The 21,697-nt window shown below is 63.6% G+C and carries 22 protein-coding genes and 1 tRNA gene; 10 read left to right on the top strand and 13 right to left on the bottom strand.

The features are described from left to right. Positions 1–12 precede the first annotated feature (12 nt). The 4 genes from ACQUSY_RS04530 to ACQUSY_RS04515 form a co-directional block, all read right to left on the bottom strand. A complete protein-coding gene (locus ACQUSY_RS04530; RefSeq protein ID WP_428903324.1) occupies positions 13–771 on the bottom strand; it encodes an ABC transporter permease in 759 nt (252 codons plus the stop codon). Then, positions 771–1,730, bottom strand: coding sequence for an ABC transporter ATP-binding protein (locus tag ACQUSY_RS04525; protein ID WP_428903323.1), 960 nt, complete (start codon positions 1,728–1,730; stop codon positions 771–773). Before ACQUSY_RS04525 ends, ACQUSY_RS04530 begins: the two co-directional genes overlap by 1 nt. Before the next feature lie 86 nt (positions 1,731–1,816). Next, positions 1,817–3,130 carry a DUF4032 domain-containing protein gene (locus ACQUSY_RS04520; protein WP_428903322.1) on the bottom strand — a complete coding sequence of 438 codons (1,314 nt, stop codon included), beginning with the start codon at positions 3,128–3,130 and terminating at the stop codon, positions 1,817–1,819. 69 nt (positions 3,131–3,199) lie between these two features. Then, positions 3,200–4,306, bottom strand: coding sequence for an ABC transporter ATP-binding protein (locus ACQUSY_RS04515; protein ID WP_428903321.1), 1,107 nt, complete (start codon positions 4,304–4,306; stop codon positions 3,200–3,202). 294 nt (positions 4,307–4,600) lie between these two features. On the opposite strand from ACQUSY_RS04515, the gene ACQUSY_RS04510 reads away from it, so the two are divergent. The 3 genes from ACQUSY_RS04510 to ACQUSY_RS04500 all read left to right on the top strand — a co-directional run bounded on the left by ACQUSY_RS04510 (position 4,601) and on the right by ACQUSY_RS04500 (position 6,924). After that, entirely contained in the window at positions 4,601–5,701 is a 1,101-nt protein-coding gene (locus ACQUSY_RS04510; RefSeq protein WP_428903320.1) for a thioredoxin domain-containing protein, read from the top strand. A 32-nt stretch (positions 5,702–5,733) separates the two neighbouring features. After that, positions 5,734–5,806: transfer RNA gene (locus ACQUSY_RS04505), tRNA-Thr, on the top strand. A gap of 161 nt (positions 5,807–5,967) precedes the next feature. Further along, positions 5,968–6,924: a DMT family transporter gene (locus ACQUSY_RS04500; RefSeq protein WP_428903319.1), complete on the top strand. Its 957-nt coding sequence runs from the start codon at positions 5,968–5,970 to the stop codon at positions 6,922–6,924. Between the two features lie 46 nt (positions 6,925–6,970). On the opposite strand, the gene ACQUSY_RS04495 is transcribed toward ACQUSY_RS04500, so the two are convergent. Beyond that, on the bottom strand, positions 6,971–7,501 hold the full coding sequence (locus tag ACQUSY_RS04495) for a nitroreductase family protein (RefSeq protein ID WP_428903318.1): 531 nt from the start codon (positions 7,499–7,501) through the stop codon (positions 6,971–6,973). Continuing rightward, positions 7,498–7,914, bottom strand: coding sequence for a peptide-methionine (R)-S-oxide reductase MsrB (gene msrB, locus ACQUSY_RS04490; protein WP_428903317.1), 417 nt, complete (start codon positions 7,912–7,914; stop codon positions 7,498–7,500). Before msrB ends, ACQUSY_RS04495 begins: the two co-directional genes overlap by 4 nt. Before the next feature lie 72 nt (positions 7,915–7,986). Between msrB and ACQUSY_RS04485 the strand changes: the two genes are divergently transcribed. From ACQUSY_RS04485 to ACQUSY_RS04465, 5 genes are all read left to right on the top strand, one after another. Further along, a complete protein-coding gene (locus ACQUSY_RS04485) occupies positions 7,987–8,970 on the top strand; it encodes a DUF2332 family protein (protein ID WP_428903316.1) in 984 nt (327 codons plus the stop codon). Between the two features lie 41 nt (positions 8,971–9,011). Then, positions 9,012–9,308: a DUF3263 domain-containing protein gene (locus tag ACQUSY_RS04480; protein ID WP_428903315.1), complete on the top strand. Its 297-nt coding sequence runs from the start codon at positions 9,012–9,014 to the stop codon at positions 9,306–9,308. After that, the gene (locus tag ACQUSY_RS04475) at positions 9,286–9,837 is read left to right on the top strand and encodes a LytR C-terminal domain-containing protein (protein ID WP_428903314.1); all 552 of its coding nucleotides are present in this window, start codon (positions 9,286–9,288) and stop codon (positions 9,835–9,837) included. Before ACQUSY_RS04480 ends, ACQUSY_RS04475 begins: the two co-directional genes overlap by 23 nt. A 144-nt stretch (positions 9,838–9,981) precedes the next feature. After that, positions 9,982–11,598 carry a chaperonin GroEL gene (gene groL / locus ACQUSY_RS04470; RefSeq protein ID WP_428903313.1) on the top strand — a complete coding sequence of 539 codons (1,617 nt, stop codon included), beginning with the start codon at positions 9,982–9,984 and terminating at the stop codon, positions 11,596–11,598. A 135-nt stretch (positions 11,599–11,733) separates the two neighbouring features. Then, positions 11,734–12,702 carry a prenyltransferase/squalene oxidase repeat-containing protein gene (locus ACQUSY_RS04465; protein WP_428903312.1) on the top strand — a complete coding sequence of 323 codons (969 nt, stop codon included), beginning with the start codon at positions 11,734–11,736 and terminating at the stop codon, positions 12,700–12,702. Between the two features lie 59 nt (positions 12,703–12,761). On the opposite strand, the gene ACQUSY_RS04460 is transcribed toward ACQUSY_RS04465, so the two are convergent. The 6 genes from ACQUSY_RS04460 to ACQUSY_RS04435 all read right to left on the bottom strand — a co-directional run bounded on the left by ACQUSY_RS04460 (position 12,762) and on the right by ACQUSY_RS04435 (position 20,201). After that, the gene (locus tag ACQUSY_RS04460; protein WP_428903311.1) at positions 12,762–13,052 is read right to left on the bottom strand and encodes a WXG100 family type VII secretion target; all 291 of its coding nucleotides are present in this window, start codon (positions 13,050–13,052) and stop codon (positions 12,762–12,764) included. 120 nt (positions 13,053–13,172) lie between these two features. Next, on the bottom strand, positions 13,173–14,897 hold the full coding sequence (locus ACQUSY_RS04455; RefSeq protein ID WP_428903310.1) for a sensor histidine kinase: 1,725 nt from the start codon (positions 14,895–14,897) through the stop codon (positions 13,173–13,175). Between the two features lie 66 nt (positions 14,898–14,963). Next, positions 14,964–15,650, bottom strand: coding sequence for a response regulator transcription factor (locus ACQUSY_RS04450; protein WP_428903309.1), 687 nt, complete (start codon positions 15,648–15,650; stop codon positions 14,964–14,966). 55 nt (positions 15,651–15,705) lie between these two features. After that, positions 15,706–17,349: a DNA repair helicase XPB gene (locus ACQUSY_RS04445; protein ID WP_428903308.1), complete on the bottom strand. Its 1,644-nt coding sequence runs from the start codon at positions 17,347–17,349 to the stop codon at positions 15,706–15,708. 845 nt (positions 17,350–18,194) lie between these two features. Further along, positions 18,195–19,907 carry a helicase-associated domain-containing protein gene (locus ACQUSY_RS04440; protein WP_428903307.1) on the bottom strand — a complete coding sequence of 571 codons (1,713 nt, stop codon included), beginning with the start codon at positions 19,905–19,907 and terminating at the stop codon, positions 18,195–18,197. Positions 19,908–19,916: 9 nt separating this feature from the next. Beyond that, a complete protein-coding gene (locus ACQUSY_RS04435) occupies positions 19,917–20,201 on the bottom strand; it encodes a hypothetical protein (RefSeq protein ID WP_428903306.1) in 285 nt (94 codons plus the stop codon). Positions 20,202–20,303: 102 nt separating this feature from the next. Here ACQUSY_RS04435 and ACQUSY_RS04430 point away from each other — a divergent pair, with 102 nt between their 5' ends. Both ACQUSY_RS04430 and ACQUSY_RS04425 read left to right on the top strand, forming a co-directional pair. After that, positions 20,304–20,687, top strand: coding sequence for a cold-shock protein (locus tag ACQUSY_RS04430; RefSeq protein ID WP_428903305.1), 384 nt, complete (start codon positions 20,304–20,306; stop codon positions 20,685–20,687). Further along, positions 20,677–21,531, top strand: a complete 855-nt coding sequence (locus ACQUSY_RS04425; RefSeq protein WP_428903304.1) for a DUF3027 domain-containing protein — start codon at positions 20,677–20,679, stop codon at positions 21,529–21,531. Before ACQUSY_RS04430 ends, ACQUSY_RS04425 begins: the two co-directional genes overlap by 11 nt. 81 nt (positions 21,532–21,612) lie before the next feature. Here the strand turns inward: ACQUSY_RS04425 and ACQUSY_RS04420 are convergent. Next, the coding region (locus ACQUSY_RS04420) for an IS3 family transposase (protein ID WP_428903460.1) at positions 21,613–21,697 on the bottom strand (85 nt) is incomplete at its 5' end.

The raw sequence follows: 21,697 nt of genomic DNA, 5'->3' as shown, positions 1-21,697 counted from the left end.
AACCTACTGAGATCAGCGACGCGAGCGCGAGCGGCGCACCCCGGCCACCACCAGGAGTGCAAACAGTGCGATCCACACCACGACGTTGACGATGGGCAACCACAGGGGGTCAACCTGACCGGTCGTCAGGTGCCCCTCCGTGAGTGGCCACCGGCTGAGCGCGACAAAGCCGTAGAGCGGCGTAAACCGAGCGATATCGAGCATGATGCCGTCAAGGGGCATGAACACGTTGCCGAAGAACGCAAAGAACGTCATCGAAATTGACGCGAGTGCCGCGGCGGAATCGGGATTGAATACGAGCCCGACACCTAAACCGTAGAGTCCGAACATCAGGCTTAGACCCAAAATAATCGCGGCGGCAGCGAGCCAACGCCACGGCTCGCTGGCAGCGGCACCCGTCAGATACCCGACCACAAAGACCAGCACGAGCGCCAGAGCGGCGAAAAACAGGGCGGCGGTGAGCTTGGTGAGCGCGTACCCTGCCGTACTGAGCGGAGTCATCGCGAGCTGACGGCCCCAGCCCTGCTGAGCTTCGCTCGCGGCGAGGGATGTCATGGAGCTCATGGCGACGGCTGTACCGTAAGCGGCCATCGAAATCATGACGTAGAAGGCGACATTGCCATGGCCAGCTGACAGGTCAGCGTAGCCCCCGTTGGCGCCGAATAGCAGGTACATGACGACCGGCATCGTGAGCGTGAACGCCAGCGTGTACGGATTGCGGAGCTGGCGCACGCCTTCCAGGCGCAGCATGGTGAAGGAAATAGCAGTCATTATGAGTTCTCCGTCAGAGCCGCGAAGGCCGTTTCGAGTGTGGGGGCGATGACTTCCAGATCGTGCGCACCTGCCGTGATCAACTGCACGGCGACGGTGTCGGAATCTGCAGCGCGCAAGAATAGTCGGTCAGCGTCGACGCGAACATCGCTGATGCCCGCAGCAACAGCCAAGGATGAGAGCAGGTCATCGCGTCCCTCGCTTGGCAGTGTCGCGGAAATGAGTCGCGCACCGAGGCTGGAGCGGAGCTCGGCTGTGGGCGCGTCTGCCACCACTTTGCCGTGATTCATCACGATCGTGCGGTGTGCAAACTTTTCTGCTTCTTCGAGGTAGTGCGTCGCAAAGATGATGGTGCGGCCCGTCTCAGCCTGTTCGCGCATGACGGTCCAAAAACGGCGGCGGGCGTTCACATCCATGCCTGCGGTCGGCTCATCAAGAACGAGCACATCGGGGGATGCGATCAGGGCGAGCGCGAACTTGATGCGTTGTTGCTCACCACCCGAGCACTTCGATACGCGGCGGCGTTTCAGCTCTTCGAGGTCGGTATTTTTCAGGACTTCTGGCACGCGACTCAGGGCGTCACGACCGTAAAGCGAGGCAATGAGCTGCACTGTTTCACCGACGCTGAGGTCGCTCAGAAGGCCTCCGGTTTGGAGGACCGCGGCGATGGAACCTGTTGACGTCGCCGCAGAGGGTGACGCACCCAGGATGCTGACGCTGCCGCTATCCGGCTTTGTGAGGCCGAGTAGCATGTCGATCGTGGTTGTCTTTCCTGCGCCGTTTGGCCCCAGGAGGGCGACGATTTCACCGCGCCTGACGGCGATGCTGACTCCGTCGACAGCGACAACACGGCGATCGCCCGTGCCGAAGCCCTTGCGGAGGTCGCGCAGGTCGATGGCGGTGTCAGCGGCAGTGGGCTTCTCGCGACTGAGGGTGGAATGCGGTGCTGATGTGTGCATAGCTCAAGCCTGTCGGCTTCGCCGCACCCCGACGAGAGGGCAGTGTCACGACCACATCGTGACAAGTGTCATGGGTACCCTCGTGCTCAGACGCGGTCGCGCCAGTCGCCCGTATCTTCGTCATCCTCGTCGGCCTCGCCGAGTGCGTCGACGTCGATCATAGGCAGCGTCGTCGTTTCCGTGGGCGGGCCCATGATGGTGGCCTCATCGCGGCGGTGGCGTAGCACCGTGGAGATGTAGCTGGAGAGCGCTTCGGCAAGCGGCACAGAAGAACCGCGGGCCTGTGACATATACCAGCGGTGCTCGAGCACCTGGTGAAACACTTCTGCGGGCTCGAGCTTGGCGCGCAGCTCAAATGGGATCGCCTTCACGACCGGCTCGAAGACGCGCGTCAGCCATTCGTGCGCGGCCATCTCTTCGTCGGAAGAGACGCGTGCTGAGCGGGCGCGGAACTCATCGAGGTCGTTGAGCAGGCGCTGCGCCTGGTTCTCTTCGACGTCGAGGCCAGTGAGGCGGAGGAGTCGGCGGGCGTGGTGCCCCGCGTCAACGACCTTCGGCTGGATCACCACCGTGGTTCCGTCGTTCGTCGTCTGGATCGACATTTCATCGATGTCGAAGCCGAGCGCGTTCAGCCGGGCGACGCGTTCGGTGATGCGCCACGACTCGGTGAGCGGGAAGGTCTCCTGATCGGTGAGTTCGTGCCACAGCGAGTGGTAGGAGCTGACGAGGCGGTCGGCGATCGCAATGGCGTCGACAGACTCTTCCAAGCGGCCACCCGCGGCGAGGTCGAAGATTTCACCCGCGATGTTGGTGCGTGCCAGGTCGAGGTCATAGAGGCGCTGGCCCTCGGTGAGTCCTGATTCGTGGAGCTCACCCGTTTCGGCGTCGACGAGGTAAGCGGCAAATGCGCCAGCATCGCGGCGAAACAGCGTGTTCGAGAGCGACACGTCGCCCCAGTAGAAGCCGATGTTGTGCAGGCGGACCATCAGTACGGCCAGAGCGTCGACGAGACGGTTGGCGGTGTCAGGCTTCAGCACACCCGTGAAGAGTGCGCGGTACGGCATCGAGAAACGCAAATGTGCCGTTACGAGAGCCGCAGGCAACGTGGTTCCGTTCTTTCCGGAACGACCAGCGATAACCGCAACGCGCTCCACGCACGGAACATCAAGGCGCTGCAAGTTGCCGAGCATTTCATACTCGCGCGTTGCCATCGCCTCTGTCGTCTCCTTCACCGCGACCACGCGGCCCGACAGGTTCGCGAAGCGCACGAGGTGGCGCGACAACCCCTTCGGCAACGACACAATCGTGCTGCTCGGCCACTCGCCCAGGGGTGTTGCCCAGGGCAGATCGAGTAGGCCAGGGTCGATGGCGCTGGCGGTGATGGTCAAAGATTCCGGCACGATGCCTCCGGGTAAATCAGCAACGCGGCGCAAGGGAAACCCCTGCGCCGCGTTGTTTCGGCGTTCTACTTACGCTGAAGCGATGGCCTTTTCGGTGAGGCGCTCGCCGGTGGTTGCATCGAAGACGTGCAGGTGGCCAGGAACCGGCTTAAGCGACACCGTCTCGCCAGCGTTCGGGTGGTTGCGGCCGTCAACGCGAGCAACGATCTCGTGCTCTGCGTCGGTGCCAGCGTTTGCGCGACCGTAGAGGTAACCGTCAGCACCGAGCTCTTCAACCAGGTCGATCGTGACCGGCAGGCCGCCGTCAGCAGCGCCACCCAGAACGAGGTCTTCCGGACGGATACCGATCTTGACGGTGTCGCCCGTTGCCTTTGCGAGCACGTCGCGCTCAACCGCGACGACCTCGTTGCCCCAGACAACGCCACCGTCGGTGACCTTTGCCTCGAACAGGTTCATAGCGGGCGAACCGATGAAGCCAGCAACGAACTCGTTGGCGGGGCGTTCGTACAGCTCGCGCGGGGTGCCCACCTGCTGCAGCAGGCCGTCCTTCAAGACGGCGATGCGGTCACCCATGGTGAGAGCCTCAGTCTGGTCGTGCGTAACGTAAACCGTGGTGACACCCAGGCGGCGCTGCAGCGATGCGATCTGCGTACGCGTCTGCACACGAAGCTTCGCGTCAAGGTTCGACAGCGGCTCGTCCATGAGGAAGACCTGGGGCTCACGCACGATAGCGCGACCCATAGCAACACGCTGACGCTGACCACCCGAGAGTGCCTTCGGCTTGCGGTTGAGGTAGTCGGTGAGGTCGAGCAGCTTGGCTGCCTCTTCCACGCGCTGTGCGCGCTCCTGCTTGCTGACGCCGGCGATCTTGAGCGCGAAGCCCATGTTCTCGGCGACCGTCATGTGCGGGTACAGCGCGTAGTTCTGGAACACCATCGCGATGTCGCGGTCCTTCGGCGGAACGTCGGTGACGTCGCGGTCGCCAATGAGGATGCGACCCGAGTTGACCTCTTCGAGGCCGGCCAGCATGCGCAGGGTGGTCGACTTACCGCAACCGGAGGGGCCGACGAGAACGAGGAATTCGCCGTCTGCGACCTCGAGGCTGATCTTGTCAACCGAGGCGCGCGTTGCTCCCGGGTAGACGCGGGTTGCGGCGTCAAAAGTTACAGATGCCATGTCATTTTCTCCTTCACCGGCAGGTACGTGCCGGACGATCCGTTGTGAAGTGCGGTGAGGTTACCCACCGTGGCCCGTCGTTGGGCCTCGACCAGTATTACAGACAAAAGCCGATCTGGTGCTTTTCTTCGGCTTTGTTTCAGACGCACTTTCGTTGCTCCGAAGCCCCGTAGTTCCGCGGCTCTCAGGCTTATGGGGCCGCTCTTCTGGGCATTTCTCAGCGTGTCGGACTACCATCGAGAGGTTGCCTACATCGGTAACCGCCCGCGCCCGGCGGGTTGAAATTGAGGTGTCATGTCAAACGAAGAAGCAGAAGGAACGCCTGCGCAAGAGCAGAACGCTCCCGAGGCGAAGCCAGAAACCGGCATCGTTCCGACGACCACGGGTGCTACCCCGGCCACCCCGGAGTCGCGCCGTGAGGCAGTGCGTGAGAAGGCCCTTTTGGTCTCCGCGCAGCAGAAGCGTTCGCGTTTGATTTGGCGCAGCGTGATCGGTGCCGTTGTGATTGCCGTCGTCGCTGCAGCAGCCATTGTGGTCACCAACGTCGTTGCCAGCGAGACCGGCAAACCGCTGTCTGAGCCGAAGAACCTCGTCAATGGCGGGTTTGTTGTTGACGTTGACCTGGTGTCGTCGTCAACCTCGGCGGGCAACGGAACTATCACCGAACCGACGGCCACGCCGGAAGCGACGCCAGAGGTTCCGGTTGAGGAGACTCCCGATGCGACGCCAACCGCTCCTCCGCTGAACGTCGCGATTTTTGCGGACTATCACGACGCCGACGCCGCGGCCTTCCAGGTCGCGAACGCCGTGCAACTCGCGAAGTGGGTGCGCGAAGGCGCCGTCACGTTGACGTACTACCCGATTGCGACTGTCACGGGCCAGTCGAACGGAACCAAGTACTCGCAGCGCGCGATGGCTTCGGTTGGATGCGTCGCCACGTACGCACCACAGAGCCTGTTCGCTTTCCACCACGAACTTCTCGCAACGCAGCCCGCCCCCGAAACGGAGGGCTACACCGACGCCGAACTGGCTGACCTCGCGATTGCGATCGGCGCGGACCAGCCCAAGAAGGTGCGCGCGTGCATCGAAGACGAAACCTTCATGGCCTGGGCCAAAAAGCAGACCGATTCGGTCGCGGGCAAGAAGGTTGCCGACTCGAAGGTCAAGCTCGAGGGCTCGTTCTTGGCGCTCATCGATGGTGTGAAGTACGTCGGTAACCCGAGCAACCCCGCCGAGTTTGCGCAGGCCGTGCTGAAGGCGTCGTCTGACGCGTTCTACAAGCCGACGCCGACGCCCACGCCCTCGTCGACCGAAACTCCGGCACCGGAAACGACCGACGCAACGGTGCCCGCGCCCACGCCGACGGTAGAGGCTACGCCCGCTCCTGGTACGTGAGGCGTGTGAGCAACCGGTATGCTGGTTGCTCTGCCGACTTGGCGCAATTGGTAGCGCACCATACTTGTAATATGGGGGTTACGGGTTCGAGTCCCGTAGTCGGCTCTCGATAAAAGGCCCCGTCATCTCAGGTTTCTGAGTGGCGGGGCCTTCGGTATTCCAGGTATGCGGTGCGCGACCCCTCATTTACCCCGCACGCGGATAAGCGGGCGTGCGCGAAGCGATACGGTTGAACACGTGTGGAGTGCGGACAGAATGAGCGTGCGATGAGTTCGGTGGTGAGCCGCCGAACCTTCTGGATGGGCATGCTCGCGGCCGTCATGGTCGGCGCGCTCACGGCCATTCAGGCACGCATCAACGGCAACCTCGGCACCCGTATCGAGAACGGGATTGTCGCGGGGTTCATTTCGTTCTCCTCCGGCCTTATCGCGCTGATCTTCATCACCGTGCTGACGAAGTCGGGCCGCGCGGGCGCGCAGCGTCTCTTCACCGGCGTGCGCGATCGACGCATTCCCTGGTACCTGCTCACCGGTGGGCTCGCTGGCGCTTTCTCGGTGACGACGCAGGGGCTCACCGTCGGCATCATTGGCGTCGCGCTGTTCACCGTCGGCATTGTCGCGGGCCAGGCGGTCACCGGACTCATCATTGACCGCATCGGCTACGGCCCGGCGGGTGCCGTGGCCGTGACGATCGGCCGCGCGAGCGGCGCGGCGCTGGCCCTCGCGTCGGTCGGCGTCGCCCTCACCGGTGATCTGCTTCAGCAGACGCCGTGGTGGATCCTGTTCATGCCGTTTGGCGTCGGCGTCGGTATCGCGTATCAGCAGGCCACGAACGGACGCCTTGGCATGCTCGTCGGCGACCCGATGACAGCGACGCTCATGAACTTCATCGCCGGAACGACGGTGCTCACGATCGCCGCGATCATTTCGGTCAGCATCATGGGCCCAACCAAGCCCTGGCCGACAGAACCCTGGCTCTATATCGGCGGCGTGATGGGTGTCGTGTACATCTTTGTTGCCGCCGCCGTTGTGCACCAGATCGGCGTGCTTCTGCTCGGGCTTGCGAGTGTGGTCGGACAGCTGGCGACGTCAGTCGTCACCGACATTTTCTTCCCGGCATCGAATCCACCAGCGTGGTGGCAATCGACGCTCATGGTGGTGCTGGCGCTGGCCGCGGTGATCACCGCAACCGTGCCGTGGAACCGCCTGCGTCGTCGTCGCTAGCGATCAGCGACGCGAAGCTCACAGCGCAAGCCCGTGGTTCCGCTCGCTACAGCGTCGTGACCTTTTTGCGGGGGTCGGCGGTCTTGCGACGCCCTTCGCGCTTGCCTTCGGGTTTGCCGCCGACGTAGAGCCAGCCCATGAGCTGCTCCCGCTTACCGAGCTTGTGCATCTTGGCAACGGCCTTCGAGCGCGTGTAGCCGCCAGTGCGCCAGATGACGCCCCAGCCTTCGTCGTCGAGCATCAGGCTGAGCGTGTGCGCGACACCGGATGCGACGGACTCTTGCTCCCACGACGGAACCTTGCCGCTCTTCTGCGGCGAGAAAACGATCGCGAGCAGCAGTGGTGCACGCAACGGTTTCGACGATGACCCCTTGTCGCCATTCGACTTGTTGATCGCGCGGCCCAGCTTTTCGCGGGCGTCACCGCGTAACTCAATGACGCGCCACGGGCTCAATGACGAGTGGTCGGCAACGCGGCTGGCGGCCGCGACGAACTCGAGCACTTCGGCGTGGGTGGGCGCGTCGTCGGTGACCTTCGACCACGAACGGCGCGCCAACACCGCGTCGCGCACGCTCATTCGGCGGCGCCGGGAGCCTCAGGCGTGAACGACAGCGACAGCGAGTTCATGCAGTAACGGTCGCCGGTGGGGGTGCCGAAACCATCGGGGAAGACGTGGCCGAGGTGCCCGCCGCACGCCGCGCACCGAACCTCGGTGCGCACCATGCCGTGCGACGTGTCTTCAATGAGCTCGACGGCCTCCGGGCGCACCGATTCGTAGAAGCTCGGCCAGCCGCAGCCCGAATCAAACTTGGTTCCGCTCTGGAACAACTCAGCACCACAACCGGCGCACGAGTAGAGGCCAGCGCGGTGTTCGTCGAGGAGCTCGCCCGTCCACGCGCGCTCGGTCGCCGCCTCGCGCAACACGGCAAACTGGTTGGCGTCGAGCTTCTCGCGCCACTCTGCTTCGGACTTATTCACGTTGTACGACATGGTGCTCCTCTTTTCCCTTCTATTCTCACCCCTGCCGCCGACGCTGGCGCGGCCAGCAGACAGAATGGGGGAGTGAGCATTGCCGAAGTTCAACAACGCTACGCCCGATTCGCGACCGAGGAGGCTCCCGGACGGAGCACTCTGTATGAGGCGTGGGCACACACGGCGGCGACCGACAATGCTGTAGCGGCGGTCATTGCGCAGTTCGCGCCGCAACGCCGCCAGCCGCCGCTCGTGTTCGCCGTGATGCGTCTGGCCGGAGCACCCCAGGAGAGCGGAACCCCGTGGCGAGATTGGGTGGTGGGTCACGCCGCCGAAATTCTCGCGGCGGGCGAGGGGCGCTCGGTGCAAACCAACGAGCCGTTGCGGTGTGCGGCGCTCATGCCGGCGCTGGCCGCAATTGACGGTCCGATCGCGCTGGTTGAAGTCGGAGCGTCGGCGGGCCTCTGCCTGTACCCCGACCGATACGCCTACTCATACGTTGCACCGACGGGTGAGGTGGCGGCCTGGGCGCCCGACGATGGCAGCTCTGTGACGCTGCAGTCCGAGCTTCGCGGCGCCGTGGTTCCGCCGCTCCGCGCGCCCAACATCGTGTGGCGTGCCGGCGTCGATATCAACCCGCTCGATGCCCGCGATGACGCCGACCGCGCGTGGTTGCGCGCCCTGGTGTGGCCGGGAGAAACGGGCCGCGAGGAGCGTATCGCCGCGGCGCTCGACATCGCGGCGGCGGAACCTCCACTCCTGGTGGCGGGGGATGGCGCGAATGTGCTCGCGGCGGTGGTCGCCGAGGCTCCCGCCGGTGCTCGCATCGTCATCACGACGCCTGGTGTACTTCCGCATATTCCGTGGGCGGGCAGACAGCGACTCATCGAAGTCGTTCAGGAGCTTGCAGATGATTGGATCACGCTGGATGCCCCGGGCCTGCACTCGGCGTGGACAACGGCGACCGACCGCGTGCCCGACGATGGCTTTGCGCTCGCCCGCAATGGCGTGGTGTTGGCGGCCGCTGACCCGCTCGGGCGCTGGATCGACTGGTTTGACGACGCCGAATCGTGATGCTCGGGCGTAATGTCTGAGGCCCCGCGTACGGTGCAATCATGAGCACTTCACCCGTGGTTCCGGCGCACGACCTCTTGCTGTTTGAAGCCAAGTGGCCGCAACACTCGGCCGCCAAAGCGCAAGAAATCGAGGCCCGTTGGGGGCTGTCAGCGGTGCGGTATTACCAGGTGCTCGCGAGGGTGAGCGCGTCGCCGGCGGCTGTCGCCGCCGACCCATTCTTGGTCGCACGCATCAGACGCCAGCGGGCGGGCAGAGCCCCTTTGCTGAGAGAATCTGCCGAGCATTCGGGGTTGGGTTCGATAGCATCATCGGGTGCCCTCGAACTTCCCGCGTGATCGCTTCGATGATGTAGCCCGCGACAAGGGCCGCGTCGGAGCGCACCGCGCCGAGTTGCCGCGCAGTCGCGGGTGGGCCACGTTCCTGTGGGCATCGGTTGCGGCTGTCGTGCTGTTCGCCGGGGGTGTTTTTGGCTCTCTGGTTGTCATGGGCAAGATTACGTTCGGTGAAGACAAGCCCGACACGACGATCACGCAGGCACCGGTCGAGCCTCGCATTGACACGAGCTACTCGATCTTAATTCTCAACGCGACGCCCGACGAAGCGAAGACTGCCGAAGTCACGCAACTGCTCGTGACCGCCGGGTGGACGCAAGAGCAAATCTTCTCGATTGACTCCGACGACAAAGACTTCGAGCACACCACGGTGTACTACCCGCTGCCCGGCGATCAGAGCCCCGCCCTGGGCGTTGCCGGCCTCATGAATGAAGCGCTCATCGAGCAGAGCGACGTTTACCAGATGGGTGATGTCGCGGAGTCCGCGCAATTGACCATTGTCATCGGTGCCGATTTCGCGCCCGCAGGCTAAGTACGCCTCACGATTTTTGTCCGCCCAGGGCTGAGCGGTGTGGCTTGCACTCGCATGGGGTGAGTGCCAGAATGGTTCTTAGCACTCGCCATCACTGAGTGCTAAAAATTTGATTCGCCGACGTCCAGGAGGGACGAAAGACTCATGGCTAAAATCATCGCTTTCGATGAGGAGGCACGTCGTGGCCTCGAGCGCGGACTCAACATCCTGGCTGACGCCGTCAAGGTAACCCTTGGCCCGCGCGGTCGCAACGTTGTGCTCGAGAAGAAGTGGGGCGCTCCCACGATCACGAACGACGGTGTCTCGATCGCCAAGGAAATCGAGCTCGACGACCCGTACGAGAAGATCGGTGCAGAGCTCGTCAAGGAAGTTGCCAAGAAGACGGATGACGTCGCTGGTGACGGAACCACGACCGCTACGGTTCTCGCACAGGCACTCGTGCGCGAAGGTCTGCGCAACGTCGCGGCCGGCGCTGACCCCATCTCGCTGAAGCGCGGTATCGAGAAGGCTGTTCAGGCCATCACCGCTCAGCTGCTCGAGAACGCTAAGGAAATCGAGTCGAAGGAAGAGATCGCCGCTACCGCATCGATCTCGGCTGCAGACCCGGCTATCGGTCAGCTCATTGCTGAAGCTATCGACAAGGTCGGCAAGGAAGGTGTTGTCACCGTTGAGGAGTCGAACACGTTCGGCACCGAGCTGGAGCTCACCGAAGGTATGCGCTTCGACAAGGGCTACCTGAACCCCTACTTCGTCACCGACCCTGAGCGTCAGGAAGCGGTCTTCGAAGACCCCTACATCCTGATCGCTAACCAGAAGATCGGTAACATCAAGGACCTGCTGCCCATCGTTGACAAGGTCATCCAGGACGGCAAGGAACTCGTTATCATCGCTGAGGACGTCGAGGGCGAAGCACTCGCAACGCTCGTTCTCAACAAGATCCGTGGCATCTTCAAGTCGGCAGCTGTTAAGGCTCCCGGCTTCGGTGACCGCCGCAAGGCTCAGCTGCAGGACATCGCTATCCTGACCGGCGGCCAGGTCATCACCGAAGAGGTCGGCCTTAAGCTCGAGAACGCAACGCTTGACCTTCTGGGTCGTGCTCGCAAGGTCATCATCACCAAGGATGAGACGACCATCGTTGAGGGCGCTGGCGAGGCAGAGCTGATCGAGGGTCGCGTTACCCAGATCCGCCGCGAGATCGACAACACCGACAGCGACTACGACCGCGAGAAGCTGCAGGAGCGCCTGGCAAAGCTTGCCGGTGGCGTTGCAGTCATCAAGGCCGGAGCTGCAACCGAGGTTGAGCTCAAGGAGCGCAAGCACCGCATCGAAGACGCCGTGCGTAACGCAAAGGCTGCTGTCGAAGAGGGCATCGTCCCCGGTGGTGGCGTGGCTCTGCTGCAGGCAGCGTCGGCTCTTGACTCGCTTGAACTGACCGGTGACGAAGCAACGGGTGTTGCTATCGTTCGCGTGGCAATTGAAGCTCCGCTCAAGCAGATCGCACTCAACGCGGGTCTGGAGCCCGGCGTTGTTGCGCACAAGGTTGCTGAGCTGCCGAGCGGCCAGGGCCTGAACGCTGCAACCGGTGAGTACGGTGACATGTTCGCACAGGGCATCATCGACCCCGCCAAGGTGACGCGTTCGGCACTGCAGAACGCTGCATCGATCGCCGGTCTGTTCCTGACGACCGAGGTCGTCGTTGCTGACAAGCCCGAAAAGGCTGCAGCTCCGATGGGTGACCCGTCGGGTGGCATGGACTTCTAAGTCTCTGATCACACAGATCACGGCGAGGGCCTCGACGAAAGTCGGGGCCCTCGCTCTTTTGCGTCGGCGCACGGCACCCAGCGTCTGCACGCAGGGGCACTGTGCTCGACGAACCACGCGCGTACGATGGCTGGCATGGCGCACGTTGACGTGATGGCTTGGCTTCTTGACAGCGACCCGTCGTTGCAATTTCAGGTGCAACGCGATCTTCTCGACGCGCCCGTGTCGGTGTGGCAACGCACAAAAGCGCGCACCGCCACCGAGGCATACGGCGCGATGCTGTTGGCGAAACAAGATCCCGATGGCCAGTGGGCAGGCGGCGCGTACTTTCCACGCGCGAATGACTGGCAGGGCGAGCCCGGTCAGCCTTGGACGGCAACGACCTGGTCTCTCAACATGCTGCGCATGTGGGGCGTCGATGCCGAAGCGCTGGGCGACACCGCCGAGAAGCTCGCCGCGAATAGCCGCTGGGAGTACGACGACCTGCCCTACTGGGGTGGCGAGGTGGATGTGTGCATCAACGCGTTCACACTCGAGAACGGGCTCTGGCTCGGTGTTGATATGGCGCCGCTCGCCGGGTGGTTTTTCGAGCACTCGCTGCCCGATGGCGGCTTCAACTGCGAGTGGGAGAACGGCTCGGTACGCTCAAGCTTTCACTCCACGATCAACGCACTCTTCGCGCTCCTCGCCTTCGAACGGGCCGGCTTCGCAACCTCGGATTTGACGGCGGTACGTAAACGCGCCGAAGAGTATCTCCTGGAGCGGCGCCTGCTGTATTCGCTCCGCACGGGCGAGCGCGTTGGCGTCTGGGCAGAGAGCTCTCTCGCGATCCCACGCCATGCCTACTCGGCACTCCGCGCCCTCGACTACTTCCGCCTCGCGGCGCTGCACGATGGCACCAGCCCCGATGCACGCCTCGCCGGTGCCGTTGAACTCGTGCGGGAAAAGCAACAGCCTGACGGACGGTGGCTCAACGATCACCATCTTCCGGGCCGCGTATGGTTCACCATTGACGAACCGGTGGGGGAGCCGTCGCGCAACGTCACGCTCCAAGCCTTGCGAGTGCTCCGTTGGATCGATGACGACGCCGTCGATCACCCCTGACACGAAACACACAAGCAGACTGGCCCGGTTCGAGGGGATGAGCCGAGCCAGTCGCTCGCCTACATGCGAAACAGGCTGAGGTTTGCCTGTTCAGCGTCGCTGTACTGGCGTGCGGCGCTGTCGAGAGCGAGGTTGACGCGATCGAGCGCCGAATCAACCTCTCGCTGGGTGCCTCGCCACATTTCCAAGATCTCCTGGAACGCGATCGAGGCGGAGCCTGACCACGACCCCTGGAGCGCCTGGAGGTTTGCGACGAGCGATGCCACGTCGGTGCGCACGCGCTCAGCCGTGGCCCGCGCAGTCGCGGTTGCCGAGACGACGGCATCGGAATCTACTGCAAAAATCGCCATTTGGGTTGTCCCTTCTGATTGGTGTGCCACCACGCTAGAAGCGCGGCAAGCTCAGAAGAGCGGAACCAAGAGTGCGGTGGAGAACAACGGGAAGTTGACCAGATGGGGAGGAAGACGTTCCTACTGATCCTTATTGATCTCGGCTGACATCTCGGCGATGTCTGCCTCGGTAAGGCGCTGTAGCGGCTGCGTCTCGATGTTGAGATGGTCGGCCGCTTCCGGGCGGGAAGCCAGCGGGAACGAGATGCGGAAGGTTGCACCGCCGCCGGGGGTATCTTCCACCGAGATATTGCCGTGGTGAGCCTCAACAATCGACGCCACGATGGCAAGACCGAGGCCGGAGCCACCGGTCTCACGCGTGCGCGACGTGTCAGCACGCCAGAATCGCTGGAAGATCTGCGTCTTCATCTGGTCGGGAATACCCTCGCCGTGGTCAATCACGGCAATCCAGCCCAGCGTCTCGGTGTCGTCAACGCCCACGGCGAAGTCAATCGGAGAGCCCTCCGGCGTGTACCGACGGGCGTTGCCGACGATATTCGCAACAACCTGGCGGATCTTGTCTTCAGCACCGAGCACGATCGGGTCGCGCGCCGGCGGCGGCAGAATTGCCTCCTCAACCAGCGGCTGTACCTCGCCGGGCACACCAGCCGGACGCGGACGACGACGCAAGCGCTGCAGCGTCGCCTCGGCCAGCGATAGTGCGGATGTCGCGGGGGTGCGTCCCTTACGGGCGTGCCCCGTGGTTCCGTTCGTCGTTCCCCGCTGCACCGGAATCGGCGTCGTCGGCGTCTGGCGTTCGGTGAACACCGTGACCGGGCGGTCGGGGGCCTGCGCGCGGAGGTCCATCGCGGCATCGCGGGCAATGGGCCGCAAATCGACCGCGGCGAATGTCAGCGGCCGCTTCTCGTCGAGGCGGGCAAGCGCGAGGAGGTCTTCCACGAGCGCGGCCATGCGGATCGCCTCCTTCTCGATGCGATCCATCGCCTGAGCGGTGTCTTCTTCGCCGCGAATCGCGCCCATGCGATACAGCTCGGCGTAGCCGCGCACCGTCACGAGCGGGGTGCGCAGTTCGTGGCTCGCGTCGCCCACAAAGCGACGCATTTGCCGCACGCTGGCATCGCGCTGGGCGAGGGCCGCGTCCATGCGCCCCAGCATCGTGTTGATGGCTGTCTTCAGCCTGCCAACCTCAGTTCGTGGTTCCGCTCCTGCCATGCGCTGGCTGAAGTTTCCGGAGGCAATCGCCATCGCGGTCGCTTCGACCTGCCCAAGGCTCCGGAACGTGAGCGTGACGAGCCAGCGCGTCAGCATGCCGACCGCGATGATCGTGACCGTCGCGAGAATGCCGAAGATGCCGAGGTACGTGCCGATGGAACGGTCAACGTCGGCCGTCGGAATCGCCACGAGCTGGCTGACCAGCACGTCGCCCTGCGACGTCGATACGGTCGTCAGTTCGACGCGGGCGCGGAACGCATCGCTGCGCCCCTCGACCGAAGCGAGATCAGACGCGCTGTCACGCTGCGGGCCAATGTCGAGGCGCAGCGTTGACGGAATCGCGGGGTCTTCGTAGCCGTACCCGCCCGCCACGGCCACGAGCTGGTCGCTCACATAGATCGCGGTGAACGGCATGGTGCCGGGAATCGTGGAGCGCGGTGTAAACACCAGCTGCCCATCGACCTCAGAGATCGTGAAAACCTGCTCGGGCGTTATGGTCGACGCCTGTTGCTTCAGCGAGTCATCGATCTGCTGAATAAACGCGGAATGCAGAAACGGTACGGCGCCGACGCCGGCCGAAAACAGGCCGATCGCCAGCACCGCGACGGTGACACCCGTGACCTTCGCGCGCAAACTGACGCCGCGCCACCAGCGCGTCAGAGCATCGGGTGAGCCGTCCAGAAGGACCGCCTCCTTGTCTTACTTGGAGGTCTTCAGCATGTAGCCAAAGCCGCGCTTCGTCTGAATGAGCGACTCGGTAGCGTGCGGATCGATCTTGCGGCGCAGGTACGAAATGTAGCTCTCCACGATGCCAGCGTCGCCGTTGAAGTCGTATTCCCACACGTGGTCAAGAATCTGCGACTTCGACAGCACGCGGTTGGGGTTCAGCATGAGGTAACGCAGCAGCTTGAACTCGGTCGGGCTCAGGTCAATCGCGATGTCGCCGATGTAGACGTCGTGCGTGTCTTGGTCCATCGTGAGCTCGCCCGCGCGAATGATCGACTCTTCGTCGGCCTGCATCGTGCGGCGCAGAATCGCCTGGATGCGGGCGACGATCTCATCGAGCGCGAAGGGCTTCGTGACGTAGTCGTCACCACCGGCGTTGAGGCCGGCGACCTTGTCTTCGGTGTCGTCCTTCGCGGTTAAGAACAGAATCGGCGCCGTGTAGCCGGCTTCGCGCAGACGCTTGGTCACGCTGAAGCCATTCATGTCAGGAAGCATGACGTCCAGCACAATCAGGTCGGGCTCTTCTTCGAGCACAGCCGAGATGGTCTGGGCGCCATTGATTACGGCACGGGTCTGGAATCCCGCGAAACGCAGACCCGTGCTGAGCAGGTCGCGGATGTTGGGCTCGTCGTCAACGATGAGGATGCGCGGTGCAGTCATGCCCCCATTATTGCCACCCGAGGCTATGTATTGCCTAAGGCTCGTGCAAATATCGCTACGCCGCGAGCGAATCAGCGTCCAAAATTGTGTAGCTGTACCCCTGTTCAGCGAGGAATCGCTGACGATTTTGGGCGTAATCCTGGTCGACCGTGTCACGAGCGATCAGGGTGTAGAAACTCGCCGTGTGCCCTGATTTCTTGGGGCGGAGCAGGCGGCCGAGGCGCTGTGCCTCCTCTTGTCGCGAGCCGTACGAACCAGAAATCTGGATCGCGACGGAGGCCTCCGGCAGGTCGATAGAAAAGTTTGCGACTTTCGACACGACAAGAACCGGAACCTCGCCGGTGCGGAACGCTTGGAACAGCACTTCGCGCTCGTCAACGGGGGTAGCGCCGGTGATCTTGGGCGCGCCGAGAGCGTCAGAAACGGCGTCGATCTGGTCAAGGTACTGGCCGATGATGAGAATCTGTTCGCCCTTGTGCTTCGCCACGAGGTCGCGCACCGTCTGAATCTTGGCGGGTGCCGTGGAGGCGAGGCGATACCGCTCGTCGTCGGCGGAAGCCGCGTATTCGAGACGCTCGTATTCGGGAAGGTCGATGCGTACTTCGTAGCAAACGGCGGGGGAGATGAAGCCCTGGGCCTCGATCTCCTTCCATGGCGCGTCAAAACGTTTCGGGCCGATGAGGCTGAAGACATCACCTTCGCGGCCGTCTTCGCGCACGAGCGTCGCGGTGAGCCCGAGCCGGCGGCGCGCCTGCAGGTCTGCGGTCAGCTTGAACACGGGAGCGGGAAGCAGGTGCACCTCGTCGTAAACGATGAGACCCCAGTCGAGCGCGTCAAGCAGTGCCAGGTGCGCGTACTCGCCCTTTCGCTTCGCGGTGAGGATTTGGTAGGTCGCAATCGTGACCGGCTTGACCTCTTTGACCTGCCCGGAATACTCGCCGATTTCCTCCGGCGTCAGCGTCGTGCGCTTGAGCAGCTCATCGCGCCACTGGCGGGCGCTCACCGTGTTGGTGACAAGAATCAGGGTCGTGGTCTTGGTCTCGGCCATCGCGCCCGCGCCCACGAGCGTCTTACCAGCGCCACAGGGGAGAACGACGACACCGGAACCACCGGCAACGAAGGTATTGACCGCGTCGTGCTGGTAGGGGCGGAGCGAGAAATCGCTCGTCTCATCCATGGCGATTTCGTGCGGGGTGCCGGGCGTGTAGCCGGCGAAGTCTTCAGCAGGCCACCCGATCTTCAACAGCTCCTGCTTGATCTGACCGCGCGCCCAGGCGTCGATGACGTAGGTGTCTTCGGTGGGGTGGCCAACGAGCAGCGGTGAGATGCGCTTGTTGCGGGCAACCTCAGTGAGCACGGCGCGGTCGGCGCTGCGCAGAATGAGCGTGCCCTCGTCATCGCGCTCGATCGAGAGGCGGCCATACCGACCCACGGTTTCGGTGATGTCGAGTGCCACCGACGGCGGCACCGGAAACTTCGACCACCGGTTCAGCGTGTCGAGCATGTTTTCGGCGTCATGCCCCGCTGCACGCGCGTTCCACAAGCCGAGCCGCGTGACGCGGTACGTGTGAATGTGTTCGGGCGCACGCTCGAGTTCAGCAAACACAGCCAGTTCGTGACGAGCAGCTTCGGCGTCGGGGTGTGCAACCTCGAGCAGAACGGTACGGTCACTTTGCACGATCAGGGGGCCATTAGCCATAACGAGCAAGTCTAGTCGCGCTTTCTGTACCCCGCGCCGAAAGCCACCGAGTTTGTCGCCCGCCCCGTGGTTCCGGTCGCCGCTGCCGTCGAACGGGTGACTCTGTCATCCAAAACGACACGTGGTTCCACTTTCCCTGCCGTCGACGAGCGGGCGATGCCCGTTATGCCGGAACCGCCCTGTGGTTCCACTTCCCCTGCCGTCGACGAGTGGGCGATGCCGTTATGCAGGAACCGCCGCGCGTAGCACCGGCGTGTTGTGCCCAACACGCCGTACAGGTCGCCGCCCATTCCGACGTAACGGCAGTCCTGGCCGCCGGTCGCGGCGAGTACGGCGTGGCGAGGCGCCCGACCCTTTGTAACGGATTTTCGCCGGAGGTCGGGGAAACACGGCGACCGCGCACGATTCTGCCGCCGATCGCACCCAAATCGCAAATCTTCCGACCTCCGGCACCGCACCCCGTGGTTTCGGAATCAAATCGGAGCAGCGGACCCACGGCACGCGCTCCGTGGGTCCGGACGCGAATCGGAGCCGCGGAACCACGACACGCACCGCAATTCGGCCCCGGGTGCGAGGTGGCCAGGAAAGCGGAACCACGAAACACCGCCGCAGGCAGCGACCCGTTATGCAGGAACCGCCGTCCGCGGCACCGGCGTGTCGCGCCCAACACGCCGCGACGGCGGCCGTCCGTTTCGACGTAACGGGCATTTTGGCCGTCATGCGCAGCGAACCGCGGCGAGCACGGCGTGAAGACACCCAGTGGCGCAGCTCGAAGGGCCAAGGCGTTTCGCCTCGGGCGCTTCGCGTCCAAGCTCAACGACTGGATGAGGGGGTCGGAACCAGGGCTACGCGATCGTCTCGATGCTGGTGATGTGGGAGACCGGGAGAGTGCGTTCGACGTCGGCGGCCTTATCGCGCCCGCGCAGGCGGCCGCCGCCGAAGCCCGAGGCCTCCAGCGTGAAGGTGCGCGGCTCAGCGCCGGGAATCTCCACCGTCACCGTCACGGTGTTGCGGTTGCGAACGGCGAGTTCGAGCTCGCGCTCCAGCCACGCGCTCTCCGAATTGTCCGCAGCTGAGGCGCGCAACCGCTCCAGCAGGTCGGTGTAGGCCGGCGTCGCGGACGCAACCGATGGTTCCGCCAGCCGGTGTCGCTGCAACCGCTCCGGCGACCCGTCCGCTGCCACCAGAGTCACCGGGTAGTGGGCGTCAGCGAGGGCGACGCCGACGGTGTCGCGGCCAACGCGAGACGTGAGTCCGAGCGCCGAACGAGTGAGACCCAGCGGGCGTAGCGCCTGGTCAACGGCCAACGTGTCGATGAGCGCGTTCGACTCGGCGGTCACGAGCGTCTGGTCGCGGTCGGGTGTGAAGCCGACTCGAATGGAACCATGGCGTCGCGCCGATTCACCGACGAGGTAGGCGAGGGGCTGAGGGATACCCGTAAGCGAGATCTTCGTCAGAAACTCGGTGATGGTCTCTTCGGTTTCACCGCCCGTAACAGCGTCCATAAGCGATGACGCGGTGAAACGATACGTCGATGCCTGGGCGTGCGACTCACGCACGGCCATCGAGCGCAGCCGAATATCGAGACCGGCTTCAAGCGGACCGGGGCTAATCGCGGTGAGGTCGTGCTGCAGATAAATCTGGTCGACCTCGTGCGGCAACAGCTCCGACAGCGCAGCGCGATCGGGCTCGCCACCCGCAAGAAGAGGCTCGGCCCACGGGGTGGGAGAGCCGTCGGCGGTGAGAAGACCGAGCAAGAACAGCGCGGTGCGAATGCGCTGCGCGCGAGCGGGCCACTCTTGGTCCCACGGGTAGGCAGTGGGCCAGTGGGCTGCCGGAACCACGGAACCATCGCTCGCGCGCATACCGGCAGGGAGGAAGGAGACGATGGCGTGGGCAATACGATCCCAGCGCTCGCGGTTGGAGGCTCCGAGCCAGCTGGCGCCCTCGGGCGTTGCCATCCACTTGCGGTCGACGGTCGCGGTCAAGCCGGAAATTTGCCCAACACGCAGCAGAGTATCGACGTCATCAGGGTCATCAACGACGTTGGCCTCGGCCAGGCGGCGACGCTCTGCGGCGCTGACAGCACCGGTACCGATCTGCGCGAGCGGGCTCGTCAACAGCACCGTCAGCAGGTCAGCAATGTTGCCGATCGTGGTGAATGCCCGCTCGGCAGCACGAGCGGCGGGCTCGGCGTGAGCCGGGAACGTAGCCGCATCGGCAGAATTTGACCCGGCAACTGCGAGCTCCGCAACCACGCTCGCCACCGGCGCATACATGGTTCCGTCTGCCGCAATGAAGCCAGCCGCCTTCAAAGTCGAATCATCCGCCGTCAGCATCGCACCGGCAGCCAGCTGCCGTAACACTTCAGCTTGCGCGGCCGTGACAAAACGAAGCCCCGCGGCAATCGATGCGGGTTCGAGAAAAGACTCAGCGGCGTCAAAAAAATCGCGCCACACAACACGCACGGATACGTCGCGCTCGCTAAAGAGCTGATCGAGAGCCGCGTCGCTCTGCGATGCCAGGGCAACAGCAAGCCCCCGTGCGTCTGTCGTCATAGAACGAAGCTACCGTTGCTGGTTGCCGCGGGCCGCCTTCGCGAGCTTTGCCCGACGCACGGTGTTGGAAATGAGCAGCGTGAAGAAGAGAAGAACGCCCAACGGCAGGCCGTAGTACATAACGCCCGTGATGATCGTCCAGAAAGGCGTGCCGAAGTCAACCGTGATCATCGAGCCGATAATCATCACGACAAAGCAGATGACGGCCGCGACGATGAGCGTCAGCGACGACACCGCCAGAATGCGGTCTAGGCGCGTGACAGGAACCTCGGTGCCAGAAATTTCATTACTCATCACTCACCAGTGTATTCGCCCTGACCCGGGTAGGCTGGTGGGTGGGTCATTTGATCCGGCTATAGCGCGCCCGAAGAGGCGCACGAGTTCAGTGAGGGTGCTATGCCAGCGGGCAAGGTCCGTTTCTACGACGAAGACAAGGGTTTCGGCTTTATTGCGGCTGAAGACGGCCAAGACGTGTTCTTGCACGCGTCGGCGTTGCCAGCAGGATCCCCTGCCCCCAAGCCCGGCACGCGTGTCGAGTTTGGCGTCGCCGAAGGCAAGCGCGGCTTGCAGGCTCTCGCCGTTCGCATTCTTGAGGCTCCGGTCAGCCTCGCAAAGAAGAATCGCAAGCCGGTCGATGACATGGCAATCATTATTGAAGACCTCGTGAAGCTGCTCGACAACCTCGGTGGCGACTTGCGCCACGGCCGGTACCCGTCGTCGAGCCAGACGCGCAAGGTCGCAACGGTACTGCGCAAGGTGGCGGACGAGCTTGACGTTTGAATCAGATGACGCCGTAACGCCGGAGACGCCTGAGGCGACGCCGGTAGTTGCAGCCGACGAGGCAACCCCGGTGGTTGACGACGCGAAGAGCGCCGAAGCGGAACCTGCGGTTACGTTGGCAACGGAGGTGCCCGCGGGTGACGTGGCTGATGACGCCGCACCCGCGGTTGTCACCGAACCCGATGAGGCGCTGCTGGCCGCTCACGACCTTGCCTACGCTGCGCTGCTGGAGATCACTCCGGCAGCCACGATTGGCAAGCCAGCCGGCCACATTGTCGAGCCCGACGGCGTGGTGTCGCTGATGTTTGAGACGACGCTGCTCGGATACCCGGGCTGGTTCTGGACGGTCTCGCTGGCACGCGTTGCCGGTGAAGAACCCACCGTTCTTGAAGCCGAACTACTGCCCGGCGAAAAGGCGCTTGTTGCTCCCGACTGGGTGCCGTGGGCCGTGCGACTGGCTGAATACCAGGCGGCTCAAGCGGCCGCTGCTGAGCTTGCTGGCGAAGACGCGGATGACGACGCCGACGACGATGACACCGATGACGATCTTGAAGACGACGACGAACTCGACTTCGATCCCGATGACATGCGCAGTGAGGGCGGCGACGACCTGAACGGCATCGACATCGACGCTCTCGGTGACGCTGATTCTGACGACGACGAGTCGGACGACGACGAGTCGGACGAGGACGATGACGACGAGTCAGACGACGATGACGATGATGATGACGAGTCGGATGATGACGACGAGTCAGATAACGATGACGATGACGACGAACCGGTTGCCGCTGCGCCGCCAGAGAAGAAGCGTCGCCGACTGAGCTGGCGTCGCCTTCGCCGCTGATCAAGCGTCGACGAACTTAACGACAAAGGGCGGCCCTCTCGTTGAACTGCTCCCCGGAAGTTGGACAACTTAATTAAAGCATTACGCTGCGAGGGCATGAGCGCGATATTCCATTGGGCTCATGCCCTCGAGCGTGAGTGAGACACGTTCGGTGTTGTACCAGGCG

Origin of the sequence: Microbacterium daqui (assembly GCF_050408675.1) — a bacterium.
Lineage (GTDB): Bacteria > Actinomycetota > Actinomycetes > Actinomycetales > Microbacteriaceae > Microbacterium.
Note: the sequence above shows the minus strand (reverse complement) of the source record. Positions and strands in the feature narration are given on the sequence as shown.

Excerpts from the sequence above, each read along its gene's own strand:
- ACQUSY_RS04515 (WP_428903321.1), bottom strand. The coding sequence starts at position 4,306 with ATGGCATCTGTAACTTTTGACGCCGCAACCCGCGTCTACCCGGGAGCA.
- ACQUSY_RS04465 (WP_428903312.1), top strand. The coding sequence starts at position 11,734 with ATGGCGCACGTTGACGTGATGGCTTGGCTTCTTGACAGCGACCCGTCG.
- msrB (WP_428903317.1), bottom strand. The coding sequence starts at position 7,914 with ATGTCGTACAACGTGAATAAGTCCGAAGCAGAGTGGCGCGAGAAGCTC.
- ACQUSY_RS04480 (WP_428903315.1), top strand. The coding sequence starts at position 9,012 with ATGAGCACTTCACCCGTGGTTCCGGCGCACGACCTCTTGCTGTTTGAA.
- ACQUSY_RS04450 (WP_428903309.1), bottom strand. The coding sequence starts at position 15,650 with ATGACTGCACCGCGCATCCTCATCGTTGACGACGAGCCCAACATCCGC.
- groL (WP_428903313.1), top strand. The coding sequence starts at position 9,982 with ATGGCTAAAATCATCGCTTTCGATGAGGAGGCACGTCGTGGCCTCGAG.
- ACQUSY_RS04510 (WP_428903320.1), top strand. The coding sequence starts at position 4,601 with ATGTCAAACGAAGAAGCAGAAGGAACGCCTGCGCAAGAGCAGAACGCT.
- ACQUSY_RS04500 (WP_428903319.1), top strand. The coding sequence starts at position 5,968 with ATGAGTTCGGTGGTGAGCCGCCGAACCTTCTGGATGGGCATGCTCGCG.
- ACQUSY_RS04430 (WP_428903305.1), top strand. The coding sequence starts at position 20,304 with ATGCCAGCGGGCAAGGTCCGTTTCTACGACGAAGACAAGGGTTTCGGC.
- ACQUSY_RS04525 (WP_428903323.1), bottom strand. The coding sequence starts at position 1,730 with ATGCACACATCAGCACCGCATTCCACCCTCAGTCGCGAGAAGCCCACT.
- ACQUSY_RS04435 (WP_428903306.1), bottom strand. The coding sequence starts at position 20,201 with ATGAGTAATGAAATTTCTGGCACCGAGGTTCCTGTCACGCGCCTAGAC.
- ACQUSY_RS04495 (WP_428903318.1), bottom strand. The coding sequence starts at position 7,501 with ATGAGCGTGCGCGACGCGGTGTTGGCGCGCCGTTCGTGGTCGAAGGTC.
- ACQUSY_RS04445 (WP_428903308.1), bottom strand. The coding sequence starts at position 17,349 with ATGGCTAATGGCCCCCTGATCGTGCAAAGTGACCGTACCGTTCTGCTC.
- ACQUSY_RS04440 (WP_428903307.1), bottom strand. The coding sequence starts at position 19,907 with ATGACGACAGACGCACGGGGGCTTGCTGTTGCCCTGGCATCGCAGAGC.
- ACQUSY_RS04460 (WP_428903311.1), bottom strand. The coding sequence starts at position 13,052 with ATGGCGATTTTTGCAGTAGATTCCGATGCCGTCGTCTCGGCAACCGCG.
- ACQUSY_RS04530 (WP_428903324.1), bottom strand. The coding sequence starts at position 771 with ATGACTGCTATTTCCTTCACCATGCTGCGCCTGGAAGGCGTGCGCCAG.